Raw genomic sequence first — 19,915 nt, 5'->3', positions numbered from 1 at the left:
TATGAAAACTTTTCTAACATTAACGCTACTGTTCCTCACAATTCACCTGGCAAAGTCCCAAAATCAAAGCCAAGGAGTGATCTACTATGACCATGTAGACAATCATTACGGGGTGGTATATAACGCCTATTTGGCATTTGATAAATCTAAATCTCATTTTGTTACTGCTAAACACTCCTTGGGGATGTCGGGCACGAATAAAGGAGAGACTTCCAACGATAACGCTGTCGTAGAAGTTGCTGACTTTCAAAACATTGAAAAAACATGGGAAAAAGGGCTAGAAGTTTTCTTCAATAGCCAAACCAGCACAATGTATTTCTCTAATGCATTCTCTTTAGTCTCTCCAACACTTTATGTGGTTGAAAGTGTACCGAACTTCAAATGGACCTTTGAGAAAGAACAAAAAACAATTGGCAAATTTCTATGCAAGAAAGCCACCACGGAGTTTCGAGGGAGAACTTACATATGTTGGTATACTGAAGAAATTCCATTGCCGTATGGACCATGGAAGCTTCAGGGCCTACCTGGGCTTATTTTAGAAGCAGAAACCAAGGATGGTTTTTTCGCAGCCAAGTTTAAACAAATTAAATACCCCGACAGCAGCATTCATTTACCCAAGAATGAAGAAGAGATGATATCAGGAAAGGCGAAATTCATCTCTTTAAATGACTATATAAAAGAACAGAGAACCGAAATTGAAACAACAGACAATCGGCTTAAGGTTACAGCTCAAAAGTTCAATGTCAGAGTTCAACCATTCAGCGAGAGAGACAACTTTCTAGAGATATTTGGCAAAGGTGACAACTAAGTTTTGGCATTGAAATGGAGAATATCTGTCTAGAGACAGACGAACACATCAATACTAAAATTACACTGATAACAAAAAAGGGAGCCGAAGCTCCCTTTTTACTTGATTATATAAAACATTAATAGTTGTTCAGCATAACTGGCATTACAAGCATCAAGATATCTTCGCTTTCGTCCTTCTCTGCAGGAATAATCAAACCAGCACGATTAGGAGCAGACATTTGAAGCGTAATTGATTTAGAGTGAATATTACCAAGCATTTCTACTAAGAACTTAGCATTGAAACCAATTTCAATATCCTCCCCTTCATGCTCACATGCCAAAGTTTCCTTCGCCTCATTTGAGAAATCTAGATCTTCAGCAGAGATGGTTAATTCACTACCAGTAATTTTTAACCTGATTTGGTGGGTTGTTTTGTTCGCGTAAATAGAGATACGCTTTAATGAACCTAACAGCTCACTTCTTTCAATTGTCATTTCGATTGGGTTCTCCGCAGGAATCACGTTTTCATAATCTGGGAAACGCTCATCGATCAAACGACAAATCATTTTAATATTATTGAAATGGAAGTATGCGTTAGATGCATTGTATTCCATTACTACGTTCACATTTTCCGAAGGCAAAGTAGACTTCAACAAGTTCAAGGCCTTACGAGGAATAATGATAGACATTCCTGAGTCAGTCGCTACATCCACTCTTCTGTAACGTACCAATCTGTGTCCATCCGTTGCAACAAATGTTGTATTTGTATCTCCTAACTTCACGAAAACCCCAGTCATAGCTGGTCTTAATTCGTCATTAGAAGTGGCGAAAATGGTATTATTGATAGCACTGCTCAACACATCTGTAGACATATCTACAGAATATGCATCAGTAACTTCTGGCACCTTAGGGAAGTCTGTTGCATTCTCACCTGCCAGCTTATATCTACCATTATCAGAGTTTATTTCTACGCTATAAGTTTCATTGTCTATGCTGAAAGTAACAGGCTGCTCAGGTAAGTTCTTAAGTGTGTCCATCAAAATTCTTGCTGGCACAGCAATACTACCATCTTCCTTGGCCTCTACATCAATCTCCGTAATCATAGAGGTCTGAAGATCGGAAGCGGTAACGGTCAAAAGGCCATCATTTATCTCGAAAAGGAAATTCTCAAGAATAGGAACAACCGGATTGGTTGTGATAACGCCATTGATATTTGATAGGCGCTTTAAAAGTTCAGCTGAAGAAACTATAAACTTCATAGAAGATTGAATTTTTGAGTGGTTTTAATAAGCGGATAAAATTAAAAATAAAATCTATATCGCCCATCAATTGTAAGGATTTTGGCGCATTCTACTTGGCCTCAACTTCATTTTGGCCTCAATATTTTTTTAAAGACTAAGGTTGATCATTGAAATACTAGATAAAAGCAAAAGAAAGCATCTCCGAATTATTACCCTACTTTTTTGGTAGACTTTATATTCTTTTATTTAAACTTGCATATCAAAAGCCATCTGTACTACCAGAAAAGAACAACTAACCATGAGCTTGACATATAAAAATAACATCAGCGCGGCCGCCAAAAAAGACATTCTAGAGCTGGAAAAACGAATAGAAAAGTTCAATCAGGGAGAAATTGCTGAAGATAAATTCAAGCTCTACCGACTTACCCGAGGCGTTTATGGACAACGGCAAACAGGTGTTCAGATGATTCGTATTAAGCTGCCTTACGGAAAGGTAACGCCCCAACAGCTCATTACCATTGCCAATGTTTCGGACAAATATGCCACAGGCAACCTACATCTAACTACTCGGCAAGACATACAATTGCATTTTGTTAAGCTGGCAGATTCGCCTGCGCTTTGGGCAGAATTGGAAGAAAGCGATGTTACTCTTAGAGAAGCTTGCGGAAATACAGTCCGAAATGTTACCGCCTCTCCCGATGCGGGAGTTAACCCAAACGAACCATTCGATGTAACGCCTTACGCTCACGCACTGACTCATTTCTTCCTAAGAAATCCTATCTGTCAAGATATGGGCAGAAAGATGAAAATCGCTTTCACAGCCGATGAGCAGGACACAGCCATGACCTACTTCCACGATATAGGCTTCATTCCTAAAGTTGAAAATGGAACCAAAGGCTTCAAAATAGTAGTTGGCGGTGGCTTGGGTGCAGTAGCCATGACAGCCCAAACAGCGCATGAATTTCTACCTGCCGAAGAAATCATTCCTTTCTCCGAAGCACTGATCAGAGTATTCGATAGATATGGTGAAAGAGCAAATCGCAATAAAGCCCGGCTCAAGTTTCTATTGAAGAACATTGGTTTGGAAAAACTGATGGAGCTCATAAATGAAGAAAGGAAGTCCTTAAAAGCTACCGCTACAGATTTCGATCTTAGCCTTACAGAGGCCAACATACCTGAGATCAAGGCCATTCCAGAAACTCAAATAGAAGACTGGGAAGCATTTGAAAACTGGAAACGCACCAATACTTTCGAGCAAAAGCAACAAGGGTATTATGGTATTTGGCTTAGAGTTCCTTTAGGAGATATTGATTCTAACAGAGCCAGAAAGCTGGCTGCTCTAGTACAGGAATTTGCGGGTGATGACATTCGTGTTACTGCCAACCAAGGCCTTCTTCTAAAGTACGTAAGGCCCGATTTACTGCCATTCTTCTTCCAGTCACTTACCGAACTTAATCTTGCCAAACCAGGGTTCAATAGTACCCACGATATCACTTCGTGCCCGGGTAGCGACACCTGCAACTTAGCGGTGACCAATAGCACGGGCTTAGCCACTGCTCTGGAGAACCTACTAGCTAAGAATTTTAAGCACCTTATCGATGAATCAAATATTAAGATCAAGATCAGCGGATGCATGAATGCCTGCGGGCAGCATATGGCGGCCAATATCGGTTTCCACGGCAGCTCCATTAAACACAATGGCTTGGTGATACCAGCCATGCAGGTGGTGATTGGCGGTGGTATTTCTCCTACAGGAGAGGGCTTTATGGCCGAAAAGGTGATCAAGCTCCCAACAAAAAGAATTCCTACCGCCCTTTCTTTACTCTTAAACGCTTTTGAAACGAATGCTGATTGGGGCGAATACTTCAACGACTTCTATCAACGATTAGGAAAAAGGCATTTCTACCATCTCTTGAAGCCTTTGGCCGAACTAGAAACACTAGATCAAGCTGAGTACATCGACTGGGGTAAAGAAGAAAAATTCATCCCGGAAATTGGAGTGGGAGAATGTGCCAGTGTAATGCTCGATGTAATCGGAACGATAATAGATGAAGCACAGGAAAGGTTAGAGTGGGCTGAAGCAGGTTTGAAAGAAGCAGCTCATGCCGATGCCATCTACAATTCCTATTCAGCTTTTGTGATTGGAGCGAAGGCTTTACTGCTAAGCGAAGACGTAAAGTGCAATACGCAAATCGGTATTCTTGAAAGCTTCGAAGAAGTGTTTGGCAACAATGCGAGATTCACCTTCGCAGAAGGATTCAAAGCTTATGTGCTCAGAATGCAGCAACATGAACCTTCGGCTGAATTTGCTCAAGAGTACTTTAATCAGTCGACCGAATTTTTAAGGACTGTCAGAAATCATAGAGGCGAACAGCTCGCAGCCCAAGGAGAAGATAAAGTAGTGATCAGCGATTTTTATAAAGCTTAAGATGAACAATAACGCAAAACTAACTTTGGTCGGTGCTGGACCGGGAGATCCTGACTTAATCACCGTTAAGGGCATTAAAGCCATTGCCGGTGCTGACGTCATACTCTATGATGATTTAGCCAGCAAGGCCTTACTCTCCTACGCCAAACCCAAAGTGGAGAAAATCTATGTGGGTAAAAGAGTAGGAAAGCATAGTCATACACAGCAAACCATCAATGAGCTCATTGTTCACTTTGCTCAGGAAAATGGGCATGTGGTTCGGCTGAAAGGTGGGGATCCATTCATTCTCGGAAGAGGCTATGAGGAGTTGGAATACGCTAAGCAATTCGATATTCCTTGCGAAATAGTACCAGGGATTAGCAGTGCTCATGCCGTGCCAGCACTTCAGCAAATACCAATGACCTCAAGAGGCTTCAGTCAAAGCTATTGGGTAGTTACTGCTACCACCAAGGAAGGTGGACTTACTCCTGATATTGCTCTTGCAGCTCAATCGACAGCCACTATTGTAATTTTAATGGGCACCAAAAAACTTCATGAAATCTGCAACACTTTCCGCTTTTATGGAAAGCAGGACACTCCGGTGGCTATCATTCAAAATGGAACTTTAGAGAATGAAAAAATGGTGATTGGCAACATTTCCAACATTGAGTTTCAGGCTTCGAAACATAACATCTCCTCACCTGCGGTTATTGTAGTGGGAGAAGTGGTAAAATTGGGCAAAGCCTACATAGAGGAATTCAAACACATTCAGGCAGTTTAATATGGCAAATGAGCTCTATCCCGTATTCTTAAAGGTTCATCAGTTTGAAACACTTATTGTCGGAGGTGGTGAAGTAGGTCTTGAAAAGTTGAGTTTTCTACTGAAAAGTAGTCCTCAGGCCAAGGTCACTTTGGTGGGAAAATCCATTAAAGAAGAGATCAAAACCTTGGTCAAGGCTCATCCTTCAGTTACTCTTTATGAGAGGGCATATTTCCCAGAAGATCTAACGGGAATGCAGATGGCACTAATAGCCACGGAAGATCATGAAACCAACATAGGGATTCAGGAAGAAGCCAAAAGTCTTGGCATCTTGGTCAATGTAGCTGACACTCCAGACTTGTGCGATTTTTACCTTGGTAGCATAGTTACCAAAGGCGACTTAAAGATTGGTATTTCAACCAATGGAAAGTCGCCAACAATTGCCAAAAGACTCAAGGAAACGCTAAATGAAGTACTGCCCGATGAAATTGATGAACTTTTACAGCGAATGAGGGAGATTCGTGATGAATTAAAAGGTAACTTCGGTTACAAAGTGAAAAAGCTGAACCAACTAACTTCGAGCTTGGTTTCAAAAAAGTCCATCGACAACGAGAATTAAAATGAAGGAAATAACAGTAAAAGAATTGAAGGCATTAATGGATAACGGTGCCGACTTTCAATTAATAGACGTTCGTGAACAGCACGAAGCAGAGATTGCTGAAATCGGTGCGGAGCTTATTCCATTAGGCACGGTGCCCGAAAATGTTGATAAATTCGCTAAAGACAAGCAAGTAGTGGTTCATTGCAGAAGTGGCGCCAGAAGTGGTAATGCCATTCAATGGTTGGAGGCTAACCATGGCTTTGAAAACCTTTACAATCTCAAGGGCGGCATCCTAGCTTGGGCAGATGAGATTGACCAGAGTGTGCAGAAATATTAATTGTATGCCATCCCCGCTGAGGCGGGGATCTCATAAATAATTGATGAGATTCTTCAGTCGGCCTATGGCCTCCTTCTGAATGACGAGACGAAAAAAACTTCGGCAACAATTCCTCCCCTAACCTAGGGGAGGTGCCCAACGGGCGGAGGGCTTCAAACTCACTTCTCAAACAAGTAGATAAACTTGGTATCTCCTGACATGAGAGGAAACTCTACCGTTTCCTTGGGCTCCCATGCTGGCATGTCAAAATCATGGGTCACAATCCTTGTTCTTTTAGGAGCATGTATTTCAAGTGGCAATGAAAATTTGTTCAGCTCATTGCGAGTAAGGTAAAGCAAGTAGACCGTTCCTTCTGAAAAATCATGTTCCGAAAAATCCTTTTGCCTGATTTCTATTCTATCTGAAAGTCCTGACTCCTCCACAGCTTTAGTGGCCATTTCAACAATCTCTGAGTCAATTTCATAACCGATTGCTCTACAGCCATAACGCTGACAGGCCGCTATCATCACGTATCCATCACCGCAGCCCAGATCAATAATTAGGTCGTCTTTGGTTATCTGCGCCAATTCTAGCTTTTTATCAAGAAGTTCTTCAGGAGTCCTTACAAAAGGCTCTCTGTAGTATGTGTGTTCAGTCATTATTTAAAATGTGTATTTACGCTTTCGTATATAGGCTCTAACAAAACCAAAAATTACCAGAATCACTAAGGGACCAGCCAAGTTCAGGGCCTGCCAGAAGCCTCTTTCCGATTGAAGTTTTGTTCGGTTCAACGGTCTTAAAGTGATTTCCTTGTTCCGAGAGGTAATCAATCCGTTTTCATCAGTGAGATAAGCCAGCGCATTGAACATGAAGTCTTTATTAGCATAGCGCACCTTTTCACCATCTTCCCTGAAAGGGTTCACGCCTAATTCATACGGTGTTCTATTTCTTAAATTCAGTTCATTGCGAATAAAGTCACCATCGGAAACCACCACTATTTTGGATGGCAACCCTTCCTCGAGATAAGAAGCTTTATTCACTGAATCTGGTAAAACCCTGTTCTTGAAAAGTGAAGTAAAATTACCTTCGAGCAAATAACTCACAGCCTTCTTTCCTCCAGAGAATAAACTAGGGTCAGGCTGATTGGCATAATCTTCTAAAGCTACAGGTGCTGGAGCTGGCAAAACCCTCGTAAACTCAGAGGTGAACATCAACGGAGTTTTGGTTACACCACCAGCTTTCACCGTATCTATTGTGCTAAAGAAACGGAGATAAACGGCATCCAAATTCTTGGTGATAGGATGCTCCGCAAAGTCATTGACAGAAGCATAAAACGGCCATGGCAAATTGATAATCTCATTTTGTTCACCAACTACTACCGGATATCTCCCGAAATTCTGAATATCCTGAACATAATTTCCATTAAGTCTGATTCCATAACGGAAAAGCAAATCTTCCAAATTGTGATTGATAGGAGTAGCAAGTGTCCCCATTCCTGCCGCCTGAGACATATCGGCCTGCAATGATTCTATGAGGAACATGACCTTACCACCGTGCATCACATATTGATCGAGTACATACTTCTCCGATCGGCTAAAGGCAGAAGTAGGTTTCGCTATGATTAGGGCGTCATAATCTTCAGGATAAACCTGCTGATCCAGTTTCATCTCCTTCATATCGAAATACTGAACCATTTCACTCATAAAGCCCACAATATTCATGGAATCGAGTTCCTGATGACCACGCACCAAACCGATTGTTTTTCTATTGAGGTTAGCCAGGCGTTGTAAACCGACAGCCAGCTCAAACTCAACATTCTCAATAGCTTGATTAATGGTTTCATTCGGGCTTCCACCCTTTCCACCTTTGAGTAGTAAAATACCGGCAGCCTGTTCACCATAACGAACAATCACATAAGGGAAAATGATCTTCTGAATCTGCCTTCCATCTTCAGTATCCACTACATTGGTTGGCTCGAATCCATTTTGCATCAAATAGCGAATATTCTCATCGCGAGTTTTTGCATCTTCTGCTGCAGATGGATCAGTAAAAAAGTAATTGATCACCCCCGGCTTATAGACATCGAACTCATCGATGGTCTCTTTGATCGACTTTCTGAAACGCTCAAAACCGGCAGGTAAATCGCCAGCCAAGAGAATTTCAATGGTCATCGGCTGATCCAACTGCCTTAGTAATTCTTTTGTCGCAGGCTTCAGTGTGTACCTTTTATCCTCGGTAAGGTCGAATCGATAGAAAAAGTTGGCAGCCACAATATTGAAAACCAACAAAGCCAGCATACCGAGAAATACTCGCTTATAAAGTCTCGATCTGATAGGCTTGAAACTTAGCTTTCTAGCAATAATCTTCCAATGCGTGATAATCAGAATAAAGATGATAGTCGATAAGAAGAAGGTCAAATCTCTGGTATCAATCAAACCACGGCTAAGCGCATCGTAATGAAAGCTCAGGCTCAAATCTTCAATGTAAATGGCAGAAGGACCACTCACTAAATCGGCCAGAGAGCTTATGCCTGTATATAGGAAAAAGCAGAGAAAAACCGCCAGAATAAATGATACAATCTGATTTTCGGTAAAAGCCGAAGCCGCCAAACCAACAGCGGTAAACACACCTCCAAGTAGAATTAGACCAATATAGGACCCGATAATTCCTGGTATATCCAGATTACCAACAGGGTTGCCCAATTGATAAACCGAATAGAAATAAACGAGTGTGGGAACAACTGATAGAATAACCAGCGTAAAAGCCGCAAAGTATTTCCCCAGCACAATCTGCCACTCCGTCAATGGTTTGGTGAGCAGCAGCTCAATGGTTCCTGCCCTTCTTTCCTCCGCCACCATTCGCATGGTGATGGCCGGAATGAGGAACATAAACACAAATGGCCCCAATGAAAAGAGGCTTTCCATATCGGCAAAGCCATAATTGATGATGCTGGTTTCTGGGAACACCCACATTAATAGGCCAATTCCCGTGAGGAAAACGCCAATCACCACATAGGCGATGAGTGAATTGAGGAACTGACGGATTTCTTTAGAATAGATCGCCCACATATCAGTTCGCTTGGGTTAACTGGTGAAAAATCTCTTCCAATTCCTGAGTTTCCTGGCTCATGCTTAGAATTACCCAATCTTCTTCCTTGGCCATTTTGAAGAGCACCGACCGCAGGTCTTTTCCGGCTTCGCTGGAAATGCTAAACTGGTTTGCTCCCTTCTCCTCCACCTGACCTAAAACAGACAGTTTCTGTACATCCACAGCCGACTCAAATTCCACCTTCAGCACCACGCGGTTACCCATGAGGTTTTGAAGCGTATCATCGGCTACAATTTTGCCTTGGTTGATGATCACCACCCTATCACACAAAGCTTTCACTTCCTGCATAATATGGGTACTAAAAATCACAGTCTTGTTCTTACTAATTTCCTTGATCAGCTTTCTGATTTCCACCAGTTGATTGGGATCAAGCCCAGTGGTGGGTTCATCCAGAATCAATACTTCCGGATCGTGGAGCAGCGCCTGAGCCAGCCCCACCCTTTGCCTGTAACCCTTGGAGAGCATGGCAATCTTCTTGTTCTGCTCTTTGGTGAGCCCGCAGAGTGCCACCATTTCCTTTACCCGAGCCTTGGCCGATGCCCCTTTTAGCCCATGAGCCGATGCCATAAAAAGCAAATACTCATGCACATACATATCTAAATAAAGAGGATTATTCTCCGGCAGATAGCCAATCTTCCTTCTGGCTTCAACGGGCTGATTCATCACATCGATACCACAAACTTCTACCGAACCTTCAGAAGGTGGAATAAAACCAGTAGCAACCTTCATGGTGGTGGACTTGCCAGCTCCATTGGGACCCAAAAAGCCCAGAATCTCTCCCGGTTGGGCGATAAATGAAATATCATCTACCGCATGTTGTTGCCCATAAATTTTAATTAGCCCGGCTACCTTTACTGACATTGATGAATGAACGTCTTTTCGTTTTAGGAATTGTCAAAGATAGTGGAGAAGACGGAAGACCGAAGTCGGAAGCCGGAAGTTTTTGCTGTATAGGTTAATCGTTATCGGTTATCAGTTAATCGTGGATGGACAAATACTGTTGAGCCAAACTCCTCCCCTGAAGGGGAGGTGGCTGGAAGCCGGAGGGGTATATCCTCACTGAGAACCCATATAAGTGAATCCCTTGCATCAAGGGAACAACTGTTTCTATAGACTTGAAAGTCGTCTGACCACTTGGAGTGGTCTGACGACTAATCTTTGGAAGATTACCAATTCTTTATTCAGGCAAAACATTGCTGCAGTGAGCCCCTGACAGCATATAAAACAAAAAACCGAACAACTATGCTCGGTTTTCTAATCTTTCCAAATGGCTTTTAGCTCTCTGCTTCTCTACCCTTTCGGTTTCAGCGGTCTTACTTCCACATCTACTACATGGTAATTCGGATGAGTTTGTAGCGAACCTAGAATAGTCTGAGCGATGTCTTGAGGACGCATCATGTTTTCATTCGCGTTAGCAAACTCCATATCATCGAAGAAGTTGGTATTTGTACTACCTGGGTAGATGGTTGTCACCTTAATTCCGTAGTCTCTCAACTCTTGGAAAATTGAGTGTCCGATACCCGTTACTGCATGCTTAGACCCGACATAGCCACTCATGGTTTTCACACCATTGGTTCCTGCAATAGACGAGATATTCACAATATGTCCTTCCTGATTATCAATCATATCTGGTGCTGCCATTTTAATACAGTAAAATAAACCGTGCACATTCACATCGTACATAGACTTCCAGTCTTCAACATCTATCTCATGGATTAATCCCTGAATACCGAAACCTGCATTATTGATAAGCACAGCAGGGTTACCCAACTGCTCTTTAGTGGCCTTGTAAGAAGCCTGAACGTTCTCCCAGTCGGCAACATCAGTTTTAAAGAAGTGGTAATTTTTATGATCTATAGAGTTATTGGTTCTTCCCCAGCCTGCTACATACATGCCAGCTTCCAATAAAGTTTTAACTGTTTCTAAACCGATGCCTTTACTGACACCGGTTACTATCGCTAGTTTTCCTTTTAATTCCATGTGTATTTAATCAATCACGGAGCGATATAGTTTCACGTGATTCCAGTTTTTAGATTCCGGATATTTTTCTTTGCTCGAAAAACTGCAAAGAAAAATTACGGAATGACATACCGATATCAATTTGCTACCTTAGCCACCACCACATAAAAGTCTTAGGGAGATCCTAAGACTAGTTGTTGCATCCTTTCAGAAAATATTATTCTTCCTTTATGATGAATAAGATCCTTTGCTTCTCTCAGAATGATTGAGCCGAGCTTACCTCACTGACCGTCATTCCAGAAAATCTTTTGACACTTTTCCAGTCAAAAGATTTTCTGGAATCCTCTCAAACCAGCTTATTAGATTCCGGATATTTTTCTTTGCTCTAAAGCCTGCAAAGAAAAATTCCGGAATGACGAACGAATATCAATTCGCTACTCTAGTCACCACCTAATAAAAGTCTTAGGGAACCCTAAGACTAGTTGATGCATCCTTTCAAAAAATACTATTCTTCTGTAATTATGGATAAGATTCTTCGCACCTCTAAGAATGACTGAGCCGAGACTACCTCACTGACCGTCATTCCAGAAAATCTTTTGGCATTTTTTCCAGCCAAAAGATTTATCAGGAATCTCCTCAATCCAGTTTTTTAGATTCCGGATATTTTTCTTTGCTTCAAAATCTGCAAAGAAAAATTCCGGAATGACGTACTGATATCGATTCGCTACTCCTGTCACCACCGCATTAAAGTCTTAGGGGACCCTAAGACTAGTTGAAGCATCGTTTCAAAAAATACTATTCTTCTGTAATTATGGATAAGATTCTTCGCACCTCTAAGAATGACTGAGCCGAGACTACCTCACTGACCGTCATTACAGAAAATCTTTTGACATTTTTTCCAGTCAAAAGATTTTCTGTAATCTCCTCAAACCAGTTTTTAGATTCCGGATATTTTTCATTGCTCCAAAACCTGCAAAGAAAAATTCCGGAATGACGAACGAATATCAATTCGCTACTCTAGTCACCACCGAATAAAAGTCTTAGGGGACCCTATGACTAGTTGAAGCATCGTTTGAGAAAATACTATTCTTCCTTTATGATGAATAAGATTCTTCGCACCTCTAAGAATGACTGAGTCGAGACTATCTCACTGATCGTCATTCCAGAAAATCTTTTGACATTTTTCCAGCCAAAAGATTTATCAGGAATCTCCTCAAACCAGTTTTTTAGATTCCGGATATTCTTTGCTCTAAAAACTGCAAAGAAAAATTCCGGAATGACGAACGAATATCAATTCGCTGCTCTAGTCACCACCGCATAAAAGTCTTAAGGAGATCCTAAGACTAGTTGATACATCCTTTCAGATAATGCTATTCCTCTACATAACGAATAAGATTCTTCGCTTCTCTCAGAATGACTGAACCGAGACTACCTCACTGACTGTCATTCCAGAAAGTCTTTTGGCATTTTTTCCAGCCAAAAGATTTTCTGGAATCTCCTCAAACCAGTTTTTTAGATTCCGGATATTTTTCTTTGCTCCAAAACCTGCAAAGAAAAATTCCGGAATGACGAACGAATATCAATTTGCTACTATTTAAAAATCTTATCGCCCCTAAGGCTAGTTGCCTCATCCAGATGATGTCCCTTCCAAATTGCCTAGAGAACGTTTAGTCGATCTTTCGGATTGAATAATACGACTTTCCTTATCTTGCCCCCTGAATGAGCGAGAAAAAACCTTTTCTAGACAGTCAGACATACATCACCTTAGGTTATTTAACCGTAGTGTTGATTGGAATGATGTTCGATTATAAATACTACAATCACTTCGATATCAATATTTTTGAATATGCTGACATCCTTGACTTTTTGTTGGCTCCTGTTAAAAACTTTGAGCTTATCCTTTTTGCAGCAGCAAGTTTAATAGCCGTATTGATCTTCTTTCAAGTCGATAAGCTTTGGCAAGGTCGATGGCCGAAATCATATAAACGGTTCAATTTCGGAATGTCTACCAACGCCTTGAAGAAATATCGCCCGTACATTATTGTTCTTTCCGCCTTAGCTTATTTGAATCTAGCCTCTGAATTCTACGGTGATAGAATGTTCAAGCGATTTAAAGAAGCTCCGAAAGAAATTGAGATCGTTTTTCAATCTGACGAAAGGGTTTTAAAAGGAAAGCTGATTGGTAAAAATGCAGACTATGTAATTATGCAAACCGATGACCAAGCCGTAAAGGCCATACCGGTTTCATCAGATGTACAAGAGATTATCATCCACAGATAAGCTCCATTCATTCTTCTTCTTTAGCAAGTAGCTACCAATAGCGCCAAGATTCACTAGCACTAGTGATTGCAACGGCAGGTGGTGTAATATACTTTTGCGCCATTATTAAGAATCAGTCTAAATAAGATGAAAAAAACTTTACAAATAATCATTCTACTGCTGTTAGCAGTACCAGCTTTTGCACAAACTGGTAGCCTCAAAGGGAAAGTGCTAGACAACAACCAAGAACCGCTCATAGGAGTGACCGTCCTGGTTCTTGGCACCGAAAAAGGGGCTGTAACAGATATAGACGGCACATTTACTGTCGGCAACTTACCAACAGGACAGGCCGTTGCCCGTGTTTCATTCGTAGGCTTCAAAACGGTTGAACTTCCTATTACCATAGAAGCGAACCAAGCCACAACTTTAGAAGACATCACCCTATATGAGGGAAATGAAATTCTTCAAGATGTAGTGGTTACTGGAGAACGAATTAACCAGTTCTCTCGTGAGCAAACAGCTTACGTTTCTAAGCTGCCATTAAAAGACCTTGAAAATACGCAGGTGTATAGTACCATTACCAATGAGCTTTTAGTTTCTCAAACTGTAACCAATTTTGAAGACGCTCTTAAGAATGCCACTGGCGTTGATAAGCTCTGGACTTCTACCGGGCGCGGTGGTGACGGTGCTGGATATTATAGCTTGAGAGGTTTTTCGGTTCAACCCCAATTGGTAAACGGAATGCCAGGTTTAACCAACGGAACCATTAATGCAGCCAATATTGATAGAATTGAAGTAATTAAAGGTCCATCGGCTACCCTTTTTGGAAACTCCGTGGGTTCTTATGGAGGAATTATCAATGTAGTAACCAAAAAGCCATTTGCCGGAACCGGTGGTGGCATTAACTTCACAACGGGTTCATTTGGGTTGAACCAGTTGACTTTTGACTACAACACTCCACTAGATGCCGCTCAAGATATTTACTTCCGCCTAAATACTTCTTACCAGTATAAAGGAAGCTTTCAAGATGCTGGATTCAGAGAAACATTCTTTGTAGCTCCTTCATTGACTTACAGAGTAAACAACAAGCTAACCTTCTCCTTTTACGGAGAAATAACCAAAGCGGAGCAAACTAACCCGACCATGCTTTTCTTGAACAGAGCTGCACCGAGTGACGCTCCTGATTTAGATGCGCTAGGGTACAACAACAAGCTTTCGTTTACCAGCAACGGACTAACCATTGCCACTCCAACAAGCAATTTCAGAGGCGAGGTTAGCTATAAAATCTCTGATAACTGGACTTCTCAAACCGTAATATCTACTAGCCAGACCACAACCGATGGGTACTACTCCTACTTATATGATTATGGCGTATACCCTGGCAACATTTTCACCAGGTTCATTAATAAGCAGAATGCGCAGACCAATACTTTCGACATTCAGGAGAACATTATTGGTGATTTCAAAATTGGTGAATTAAGAAACAGACTGGTTTTCGGAATCGACTATTTAGAAGCAAAGTCGGTTGACAACAGTTCAGGATATGCCTACTATGGCAACGTAAGCCCTACAGGCGAACTTTTCCCAGACAACCCATTTACTCCTGCCACCGAAACCGGTCCATTTCCTCTAACCACTTCTGCTGTAGATCAAGCCATTGCTCCTTTAGCCAACGGAAGCTCAGTAGTTAGACAAAATGTAATCAGTTCTTATGTTTCAGATGTTATTAACTTCACTCCTAGCCTTTCTGTAATGGCTGGTGTTCGTTTAGATAGGTTTGAAAACTTGGGCGACATTAACGGTGAAGGTGGTTTCGACCAAACTACCCTATCTCCAAAATTCGGAGTGCTTTATCAGCCAATTGCGGATAAAATGTCAATATTCGCCAACTATCAGAACAGTTTTAACAATGTAGCCCCTGCCCTGGTAGGCGACCCAAATGCTGGCCCGCAGACGCTCAAGTCATTCGATCCTGAGCAAGCCAATCAGTTAGAATTTGGCTTAAAAACTAACCTTTTCGATTACCGACTAAATGCCACTATTAGCTACTATGACATTCAGGTGAGCGACAAAGTAATGACAGACCCTTCCAATCCTTTCAACCGGGTGCAAGAAGGAACTATAGAGAGCAGTGGTTTTGAACTAGAAGTGAACGCAAACCCTATCGATGGTTTCAACCTAAGGGGTGGGTACACTACCAATGAAAGTGAGATTACAGAAACTGACGATGCAAATCAGTTAGGAACTAGACCTTTGGAGGCTGGCCCGAAAAACCTTTACAACTTCTGGGCAAGCTATGAGCTACAAAACGGCAGTTTGAAAGGAATTGGTTTTGGGTTCGGAATTAACGGTTCCAGCGAAAGAGCAGTCTTGAACTATGCTAATACTGGCACCTTCTTGCTTCCTGAATACACCATAGCAAATGCCTCCGTGTTCTATCAGGTAGCCAAGTTCAGAGTAGACCTCAAAGTGAACAACCTTTTCGACAAAGAATACTATTCTGGTTGGTCTACTATTACTCCGCAAGAGCCAAGGGCATTCTTGATGAGCTTGAAGTATAGATTTTAGTTTTAGTTAGTTAACCCTAGGGTGTCGCTTAGTGATCATCATCAGGCGGCACCCCTTTTTGCTTTAAACCATGGTAAGCACATCTATTCTACTTTGCCTGCTTGGAAGTTTCTTCCTTTACAGTACCTCCACCAAAATGAAATCGGTGAATGTTGAGTTTCGAGGAATAAGCCAGTCACAAAACCGACTTAGAAAACATGCTGGACTTCTCCTTCTGCTAAGCTCGTACATCGTGCTAGGAATTTATGCCGGATTCGGAGCGGCAATAGCCTTTTTTCTGTTGATACTCACATTTGCCGTTTCCATGGTTGTGCTCCTTTATCCACTGAAAGTGCTCACCAAATTCAGCCTGCTTATCATTCTCTTTGTTTCACTCGCCATTGAATTTCTTATCTAATGCCAGCGAACCCTAAATACTTATCGTCAGGACCAGATCGTGCTGCAAAAATTACTGCGGGGCTCATTGGTGGCTACTTATTATCAGCCATGTTTCACTATGTGCTAGGCCTATTGGTAGAAAACAAAGCAGCGGTTGTGGCTACATCGGTCTATACGCTTTATATGCTCTGGATGGTATTTTTCATTATCCCATTTATGATGAAAAGTGGAGCCAAAGCCTGGGTCTACTACCTAGTCTCCATCGTTTTGCTTGTCACAATTGCCTACTTAATCCGATAGTCTGAATTATGAGTTCTGAATCGAAGAGAAATTATCACGTATTCTTTCACCTACATACGGTATCGGGTATTGTTATCAGCACAGCCTTGTTCGTCATTTTCTTTTGTGGTGCTTTTGCTTTAATAAAAGATGAAATCACTGCATGGGAAAAGGGGGATAAAGTGAATGTGGAAGAAGCGATCGACATTGATTATGACCGTGCCATTGAAGTAATCAAGTCTGAAGATTATGAACTATATGGTCGTGACTTACGCATTTTGGTTCCTGATGCTAAACAAGAGATTTACTTTCAGCTAAGTGAATCGCAAGACACTATTAAAGCCCCTACCAAAGAAGATAAACTCTACTATTTCTTTATAGATGCTCACGATTATACTTGGTCAGAATACTATTCTTTCTACAGTATTGGCGAGCTAGTTTACCGCCTGCACTTCTTCTCACAAATCCCTTACGTAGGCATTTATATTGCGGGTTTTGTAGCGTTTTTCTTTCTGCTAGCAATTGTATCAGGAGTAATTATTCATTGGAAGAAGATCGTTTCCAACTTTTATGTTTTCCGCCCTAAGGCCAAGGCCAAAACCATTTGGACCGATGCTCACACTGCTTTAGGAGTGATTGGTCTGCCGTTTCAATTCGTATTTGCTGTAACCAGCTGCTTTCTCTGCATGTCCATTTTTGTTTTAGCACCTGCCTCTCTTATCTATAATGGTGACCAAGACAAGCTACTTGAAGAAGTACGCCCAATGATGCGAACCTATGAGTTAGGTCAACCAACCGAGAATATTGGGAGCTTAAATGGCTTTATGGAAGATGTGCAAAGCCGTTGGGAAGGCTTTACGCCCGTGCAGGTTTACATCCGCAATTATGGAACAGACAACATGATGTTTCAAGTGGATGGCATGTTGATGAACCAGAAGAAGTTTGTAGCGCATGGCCGAGCCATCTATGATGTTGCCAGCCGTGAGCTTATTGCGGAGAAGCTACCAGATGAGCCAAACTATCTGGAAGGTGTTGAGGCAACCGTACGCGCCCTGCACTTTGGCGATTGGGGTGGTTACCCGCTCAAAATGGTGTATTTCATTCTGGCGCTTATCACCTGTTTTGTCATTATCAGTGGCGTATTAATTTGGCTAACCGCCCGCGAGAAAAAGAATATTTCTGCTAGCCAAAGGCTTTTCAATCGAAAAGTTGGCCACTCATTTATCGCCATCTGCATGTCTCTTTACCCGGTAACCGCTTTCGCTATGATTGTTGCGCGTGTGCTACCTCGTAGCATGGATGACAGCAGACAAAGCTTGCTTTACCTTGCTTTTTTCATTGTAGGAACCATAGTAACGCTATTCTTCCGCTTTAAGCGAAGTAACTACTTCACTACCAAATACACTTTGCTATCTGGTGCAGTGTTGGGGCTACTCATTCCTATTGTAAATGGATTGATTTCTGGTAACTGGGTTTGGACAATGATTGCTCAAAATCAGGTAGAAATTGCTTTGGTAGACCTTATCTGGATTGGCATGAGCGCCATCGTACTTTTCACCCTTACAAAAATTAAAAAGCCTGAGCCCCTTTCTCCAAGCCATAAAGAACTGCTGGCTCAACAAAAAGAAGAATTTACTGCTGAATCAACATCACAAACTGAAACAGAAAAACCAATGAAATATAAAATCGCTATACTCTGGCTGGCCAGTGCCATTGGCTACATATTGCACGGCATGTATGGGCTTTATGGTGTCTACTACCATGAAAACATGATGATGGATGATGCAACTGGTCATGTACCTTTATCACACCATTTATGGCGTGTAGGGCTAGAAGGACTTGCCTTTCTATTCTCGGTACTCTGCCTAGAAGTGAAAGTGCGCTGGTTCTATTGGACAGCCTTTACTTGGGCCATTTTGCAAGGAATGTTCAACGTTTATCATTTCTTCACTGCATTGATGTACGAAGCCTCAAACGTTTCTGAGATTGTGGCTTTAGCTGTTATGGTATTGATCAGCATCTTCCTTATCAAAGCATTCAGAGAATGGAATAAGGAGTTGATTGTCTGGATTGAAAAGTAAGGAATTATAGGTCGAAGCGAAAGGCTTCGACCAGAGAGACACAGTCGGGTGATCGACTAGCGCAGCTCTACAGGTAATAATGAAAATGAATGCTCTCCGCATATCGCTAGTGAGCATACAAAATCAATACACTTAAAGAACCTAGTAAGAAAAAAGGACATGAGTAAGGTTGAAATTTTCGAAAAAGAACGGGCTTCCAATTACAATCAGTTTGTATAAGACTGGATTCCGAACTACAGCTATTTTATGGAAAAGCTGCCCAAGCTTTTGAGTGACACCGACAACAAAGATCTTTTGGTAGTGGGTTGTGGTACTGGCAATGAAATAGTGCAGTTTGCTAAAGCTGATCAAGACTGGAAAATCACTGGAGTTGACCCTTCGCCTGAAATGATAAATCAAGCTAAGGAAAGACTAGCTAAACACGAAAACATAGAACTCATTAAAGGGCTTGTGAGCGACCTAAGTCAAGACAGAAAATACGGAGCTGTCACACTTCTGCTGATCCTACACTTTTTAGAAGACAATGGAGAAAAGCTAAACTTACTCAGGCAGATCGCTCAACGCTTAAAAACTGAGGCTCCCCTTGTTATGCTCGGTATAACAGGTGACCAGAAGCAGATGAAAACAAACCTCAAAGTGCTGAAGCAACTTCTCCCTAACAACCTAGACAAAGACCTGTTGCAAAATAGACTTCAAAGAATAGAAAACGACTTGCACTATGTGCCTGAAGAAAGGCTAATGGAGCTATGTCAAGAAGCTGGTTTCGAACGGCCGATCAGGTTCTTTCAAACTTCAATCTATATGGGTTGGATAACCTGGAAGAAGTAAAATCAACTACTCGACATATTGAGAACTAATGAATTCAGCCCTTCCGTTCATCAAAAAAATGCTCATCATGAGACTACCTAGAGATAGTCAAACTGGTCATTATTGCGAATTTTAATTTTTTTTAACACTTCAAGAATTTGAATTACGGTTTTTTTTCGCCCAATTCAGGGTTAAACTTTTTTTAGAAAATTATAAAAATATAAGGATGCTGTCTTTTCCACTTTAGTCCTTCTTTTCAATGCCACTTTTGCTTTCAGCATTACAAAAAATTAACTATTTCTTATTACAAAAATCTTGGCGAATACAAACTGACAAAACCGTAACCCCCTGTATTTCAAAAT

16 protein-coding genes are annotated in these 19,915 nt (G+C 41.5%); 11 read left to right on the top strand and 5 right to left on the bottom strand.

Features of this window, described 5'->3' with window-relative positions; genetic code table 11:
- Nucleotide 1: 1 nt before the first annotated feature.
- Entirely contained in the window at nt 2–808 is an 807-nt protein-coding gene (locus T7867_RS09870) for a GLPGLI family protein (RefSeq protein WP_322299170.1), read from the top strand.
- Nucleotides 809–926: 118 nt separating this feature from the next.
- Here the strand turns inward: T7867_RS09870 and dnaN are convergent, their stop codons facing one another.
- Nucleotides 927–2,048 (bottom strand): DNA polymerase III subunit beta, encoded by a 1,122-nt coding sequence (gene dnaN, locus T7867_RS09865; RefSeq protein WP_068221080.1) that lies wholly within the window; start codon nt 2,046–2,048, stop codon nt 927–929.
- Nucleotides 2,049–2,328: 280 nt separating this feature from the next.
- Here dnaN and T7867_RS09860 point away from each other — a divergent pair, with 280 nt between their 5' ends.
- The 4 genes from T7867_RS09860 to T7867_RS09845 are packed head-to-tail and all read left to right on the top strand — an operon-like array spanning nt 2,329 to nt 6,135.
- Nucleotides 2,329–4,458, top strand: a complete 2,130-nt coding sequence (locus T7867_RS09860) for a nitrite/sulfite reductase (RefSeq protein WP_322299169.1) — start codon at nt 2,329–2,331, stop codon at nt 4,456–4,458.
- A 1-nt stretch (nt 4,459) separates the two neighbouring features.
- Complete coding sequence (cobA, locus tag T7867_RS09855; RefSeq protein ID WP_322299168.1) at nt 4,460–5,218, top strand: uroporphyrinogen-III C-methyltransferase; 759 nt, start codon at nt 4,460–4,462, stop codon at nt 5,216–5,218.
- 1 nt (nt 5,219) lies between these two features.
- A complete protein-coding gene (locus T7867_RS09850) occupies nt 5,220–5,816 on the top strand; it encodes a precorrin-2 dehydrogenase/sirohydrochlorin ferrochelatase family protein (RefSeq protein WP_273515131.1) in 597 nt (198 codons plus the stop codon).
- A 1-nt stretch (nt 5,817) separates the two neighbouring features.
- Nucleotides 5,818–6,135: a rhodanese-like domain-containing protein gene (locus T7867_RS09845; RefSeq protein WP_068221072.1), complete on the top strand. Its 318-nt coding sequence runs from the start codon at nt 5,818–5,820 to the stop codon at nt 6,133–6,135.
- 158 nt (nt 6,136–6,293) lie between these two features.
- Here T7867_RS09845 and T7867_RS09840 read toward each other — a convergent pair whose 3' ends face one another.
- The 4 genes from T7867_RS09840 to T7867_RS09825 form a co-directional block, all read right to left on the bottom strand.
- Complete coding sequence (locus T7867_RS09840) at nt 6,294–6,773, bottom strand: SAM-dependent methyltransferase (protein WP_273515133.1); 480 nt, start codon at nt 6,771–6,773, stop codon at nt 6,294–6,296.
- A 3-nt stretch (nt 6,774–6,776) separates the two neighbouring features.
- Nucleotides 6,777–9,182, bottom strand: a complete 2,406-nt coding sequence (gene gldG / locus T7867_RS09835) for a gliding motility-associated ABC transporter substrate-binding protein GldG (protein ID WP_322299167.1) — start codon at nt 9,180–9,182, stop codon at nt 6,777–6,779.
- 1 nt (nt 9,183) lies between these two features.
- A complete protein-coding gene (gene gldA / locus T7867_RS09830) occupies nt 9,184–10,083 on the bottom strand; it encodes a gliding motility-associated ABC transporter ATP-binding subunit GldA (RefSeq protein WP_068221064.1) in 900 nt (299 codons plus the stop codon).
- 429 nt (nt 10,084–10,512) lie between these two features.
- On the bottom strand, nt 10,513–11,202 hold the full coding sequence (locus T7867_RS09825) for an SDR family oxidoreductase (protein WP_068221062.1): 690 nt from the start codon (nt 11,200–11,202) through the stop codon (nt 10,513–10,515).
- 1,698 nt (nt 11,203–12,900) lie between these two features.
- Between T7867_RS09825 and T7867_RS09820 the strand changes: the two genes are divergently transcribed.
- From T7867_RS09820 to T7867_RS09795, 6 genes are all read left to right on the top strand, one after another.
- A complete protein-coding gene (locus tag T7867_RS09820) occupies nt 12,901–13,461 on the top strand; it encodes a hypothetical protein (RefSeq protein ID WP_322300139.1) in 561 nt (186 codons plus the stop codon).
- Between the two features lie 126 nt (nt 13,462–13,587).
- Complete coding sequence (locus T7867_RS09815; RefSeq protein WP_068221056.1) at nt 13,588–16,008, top strand: TonB-dependent receptor; 2,421 nt, start codon at nt 13,588–13,590, stop codon at nt 16,006–16,008.
- A 70-nt stretch (nt 16,009–16,078) separates the two neighbouring features.
- Complete coding sequence (locus T7867_RS09810; protein ID WP_068221054.1) at nt 16,079–16,405, top strand: hypothetical protein; 327 nt, start codon at nt 16,079–16,081, stop codon at nt 16,403–16,405.
- Entirely contained in the window at nt 16,405–16,686 is a 282-nt protein-coding gene (locus T7867_RS09805; RefSeq protein WP_068221053.1) for a hypothetical protein, read from the top strand. The genes T7867_RS09810 and T7867_RS09805 overlap by 1 nt, the downstream gene beginning before the upstream one ends.
- Before the next feature lie 8 nt (nt 16,687–16,694).
- The gene (locus T7867_RS09800) at nt 16,695–18,746 is read left to right on the top strand and encodes a PepSY-associated TM helix domain-containing protein (protein ID WP_068221052.1); all 2,052 of its coding nucleotides are present in this window, start codon (nt 16,695–16,697) and stop codon (nt 18,744–18,746) included.
- Nucleotides 18,747–18,992: 246 nt separating this feature from the next.
- On the top strand, nt 18,993–19,574 hold the full coding sequence (locus tag T7867_RS09795) for a class I SAM-dependent methyltransferase (protein ID WP_221405994.1): 582 nt from the start codon (nt 18,993–18,995) through the stop codon (nt 19,572–19,574).
- Nucleotides 19,575–19,915 lie beyond the last annotated feature (341 nt).

Source organism: Roseivirga spongicola (genome assembly GCF_034376045.1).
In the GTDB taxonomy this organism is placed as follows: domain Bacteria; phylum Bacteroidota; class Bacteroidia; order Cytophagales; family Cyclobacteriaceae; genus Roseivirga; species Roseivirga spongicola.
This window is presented reverse-complemented; position numbering and strand designations above follow the sequence as displayed.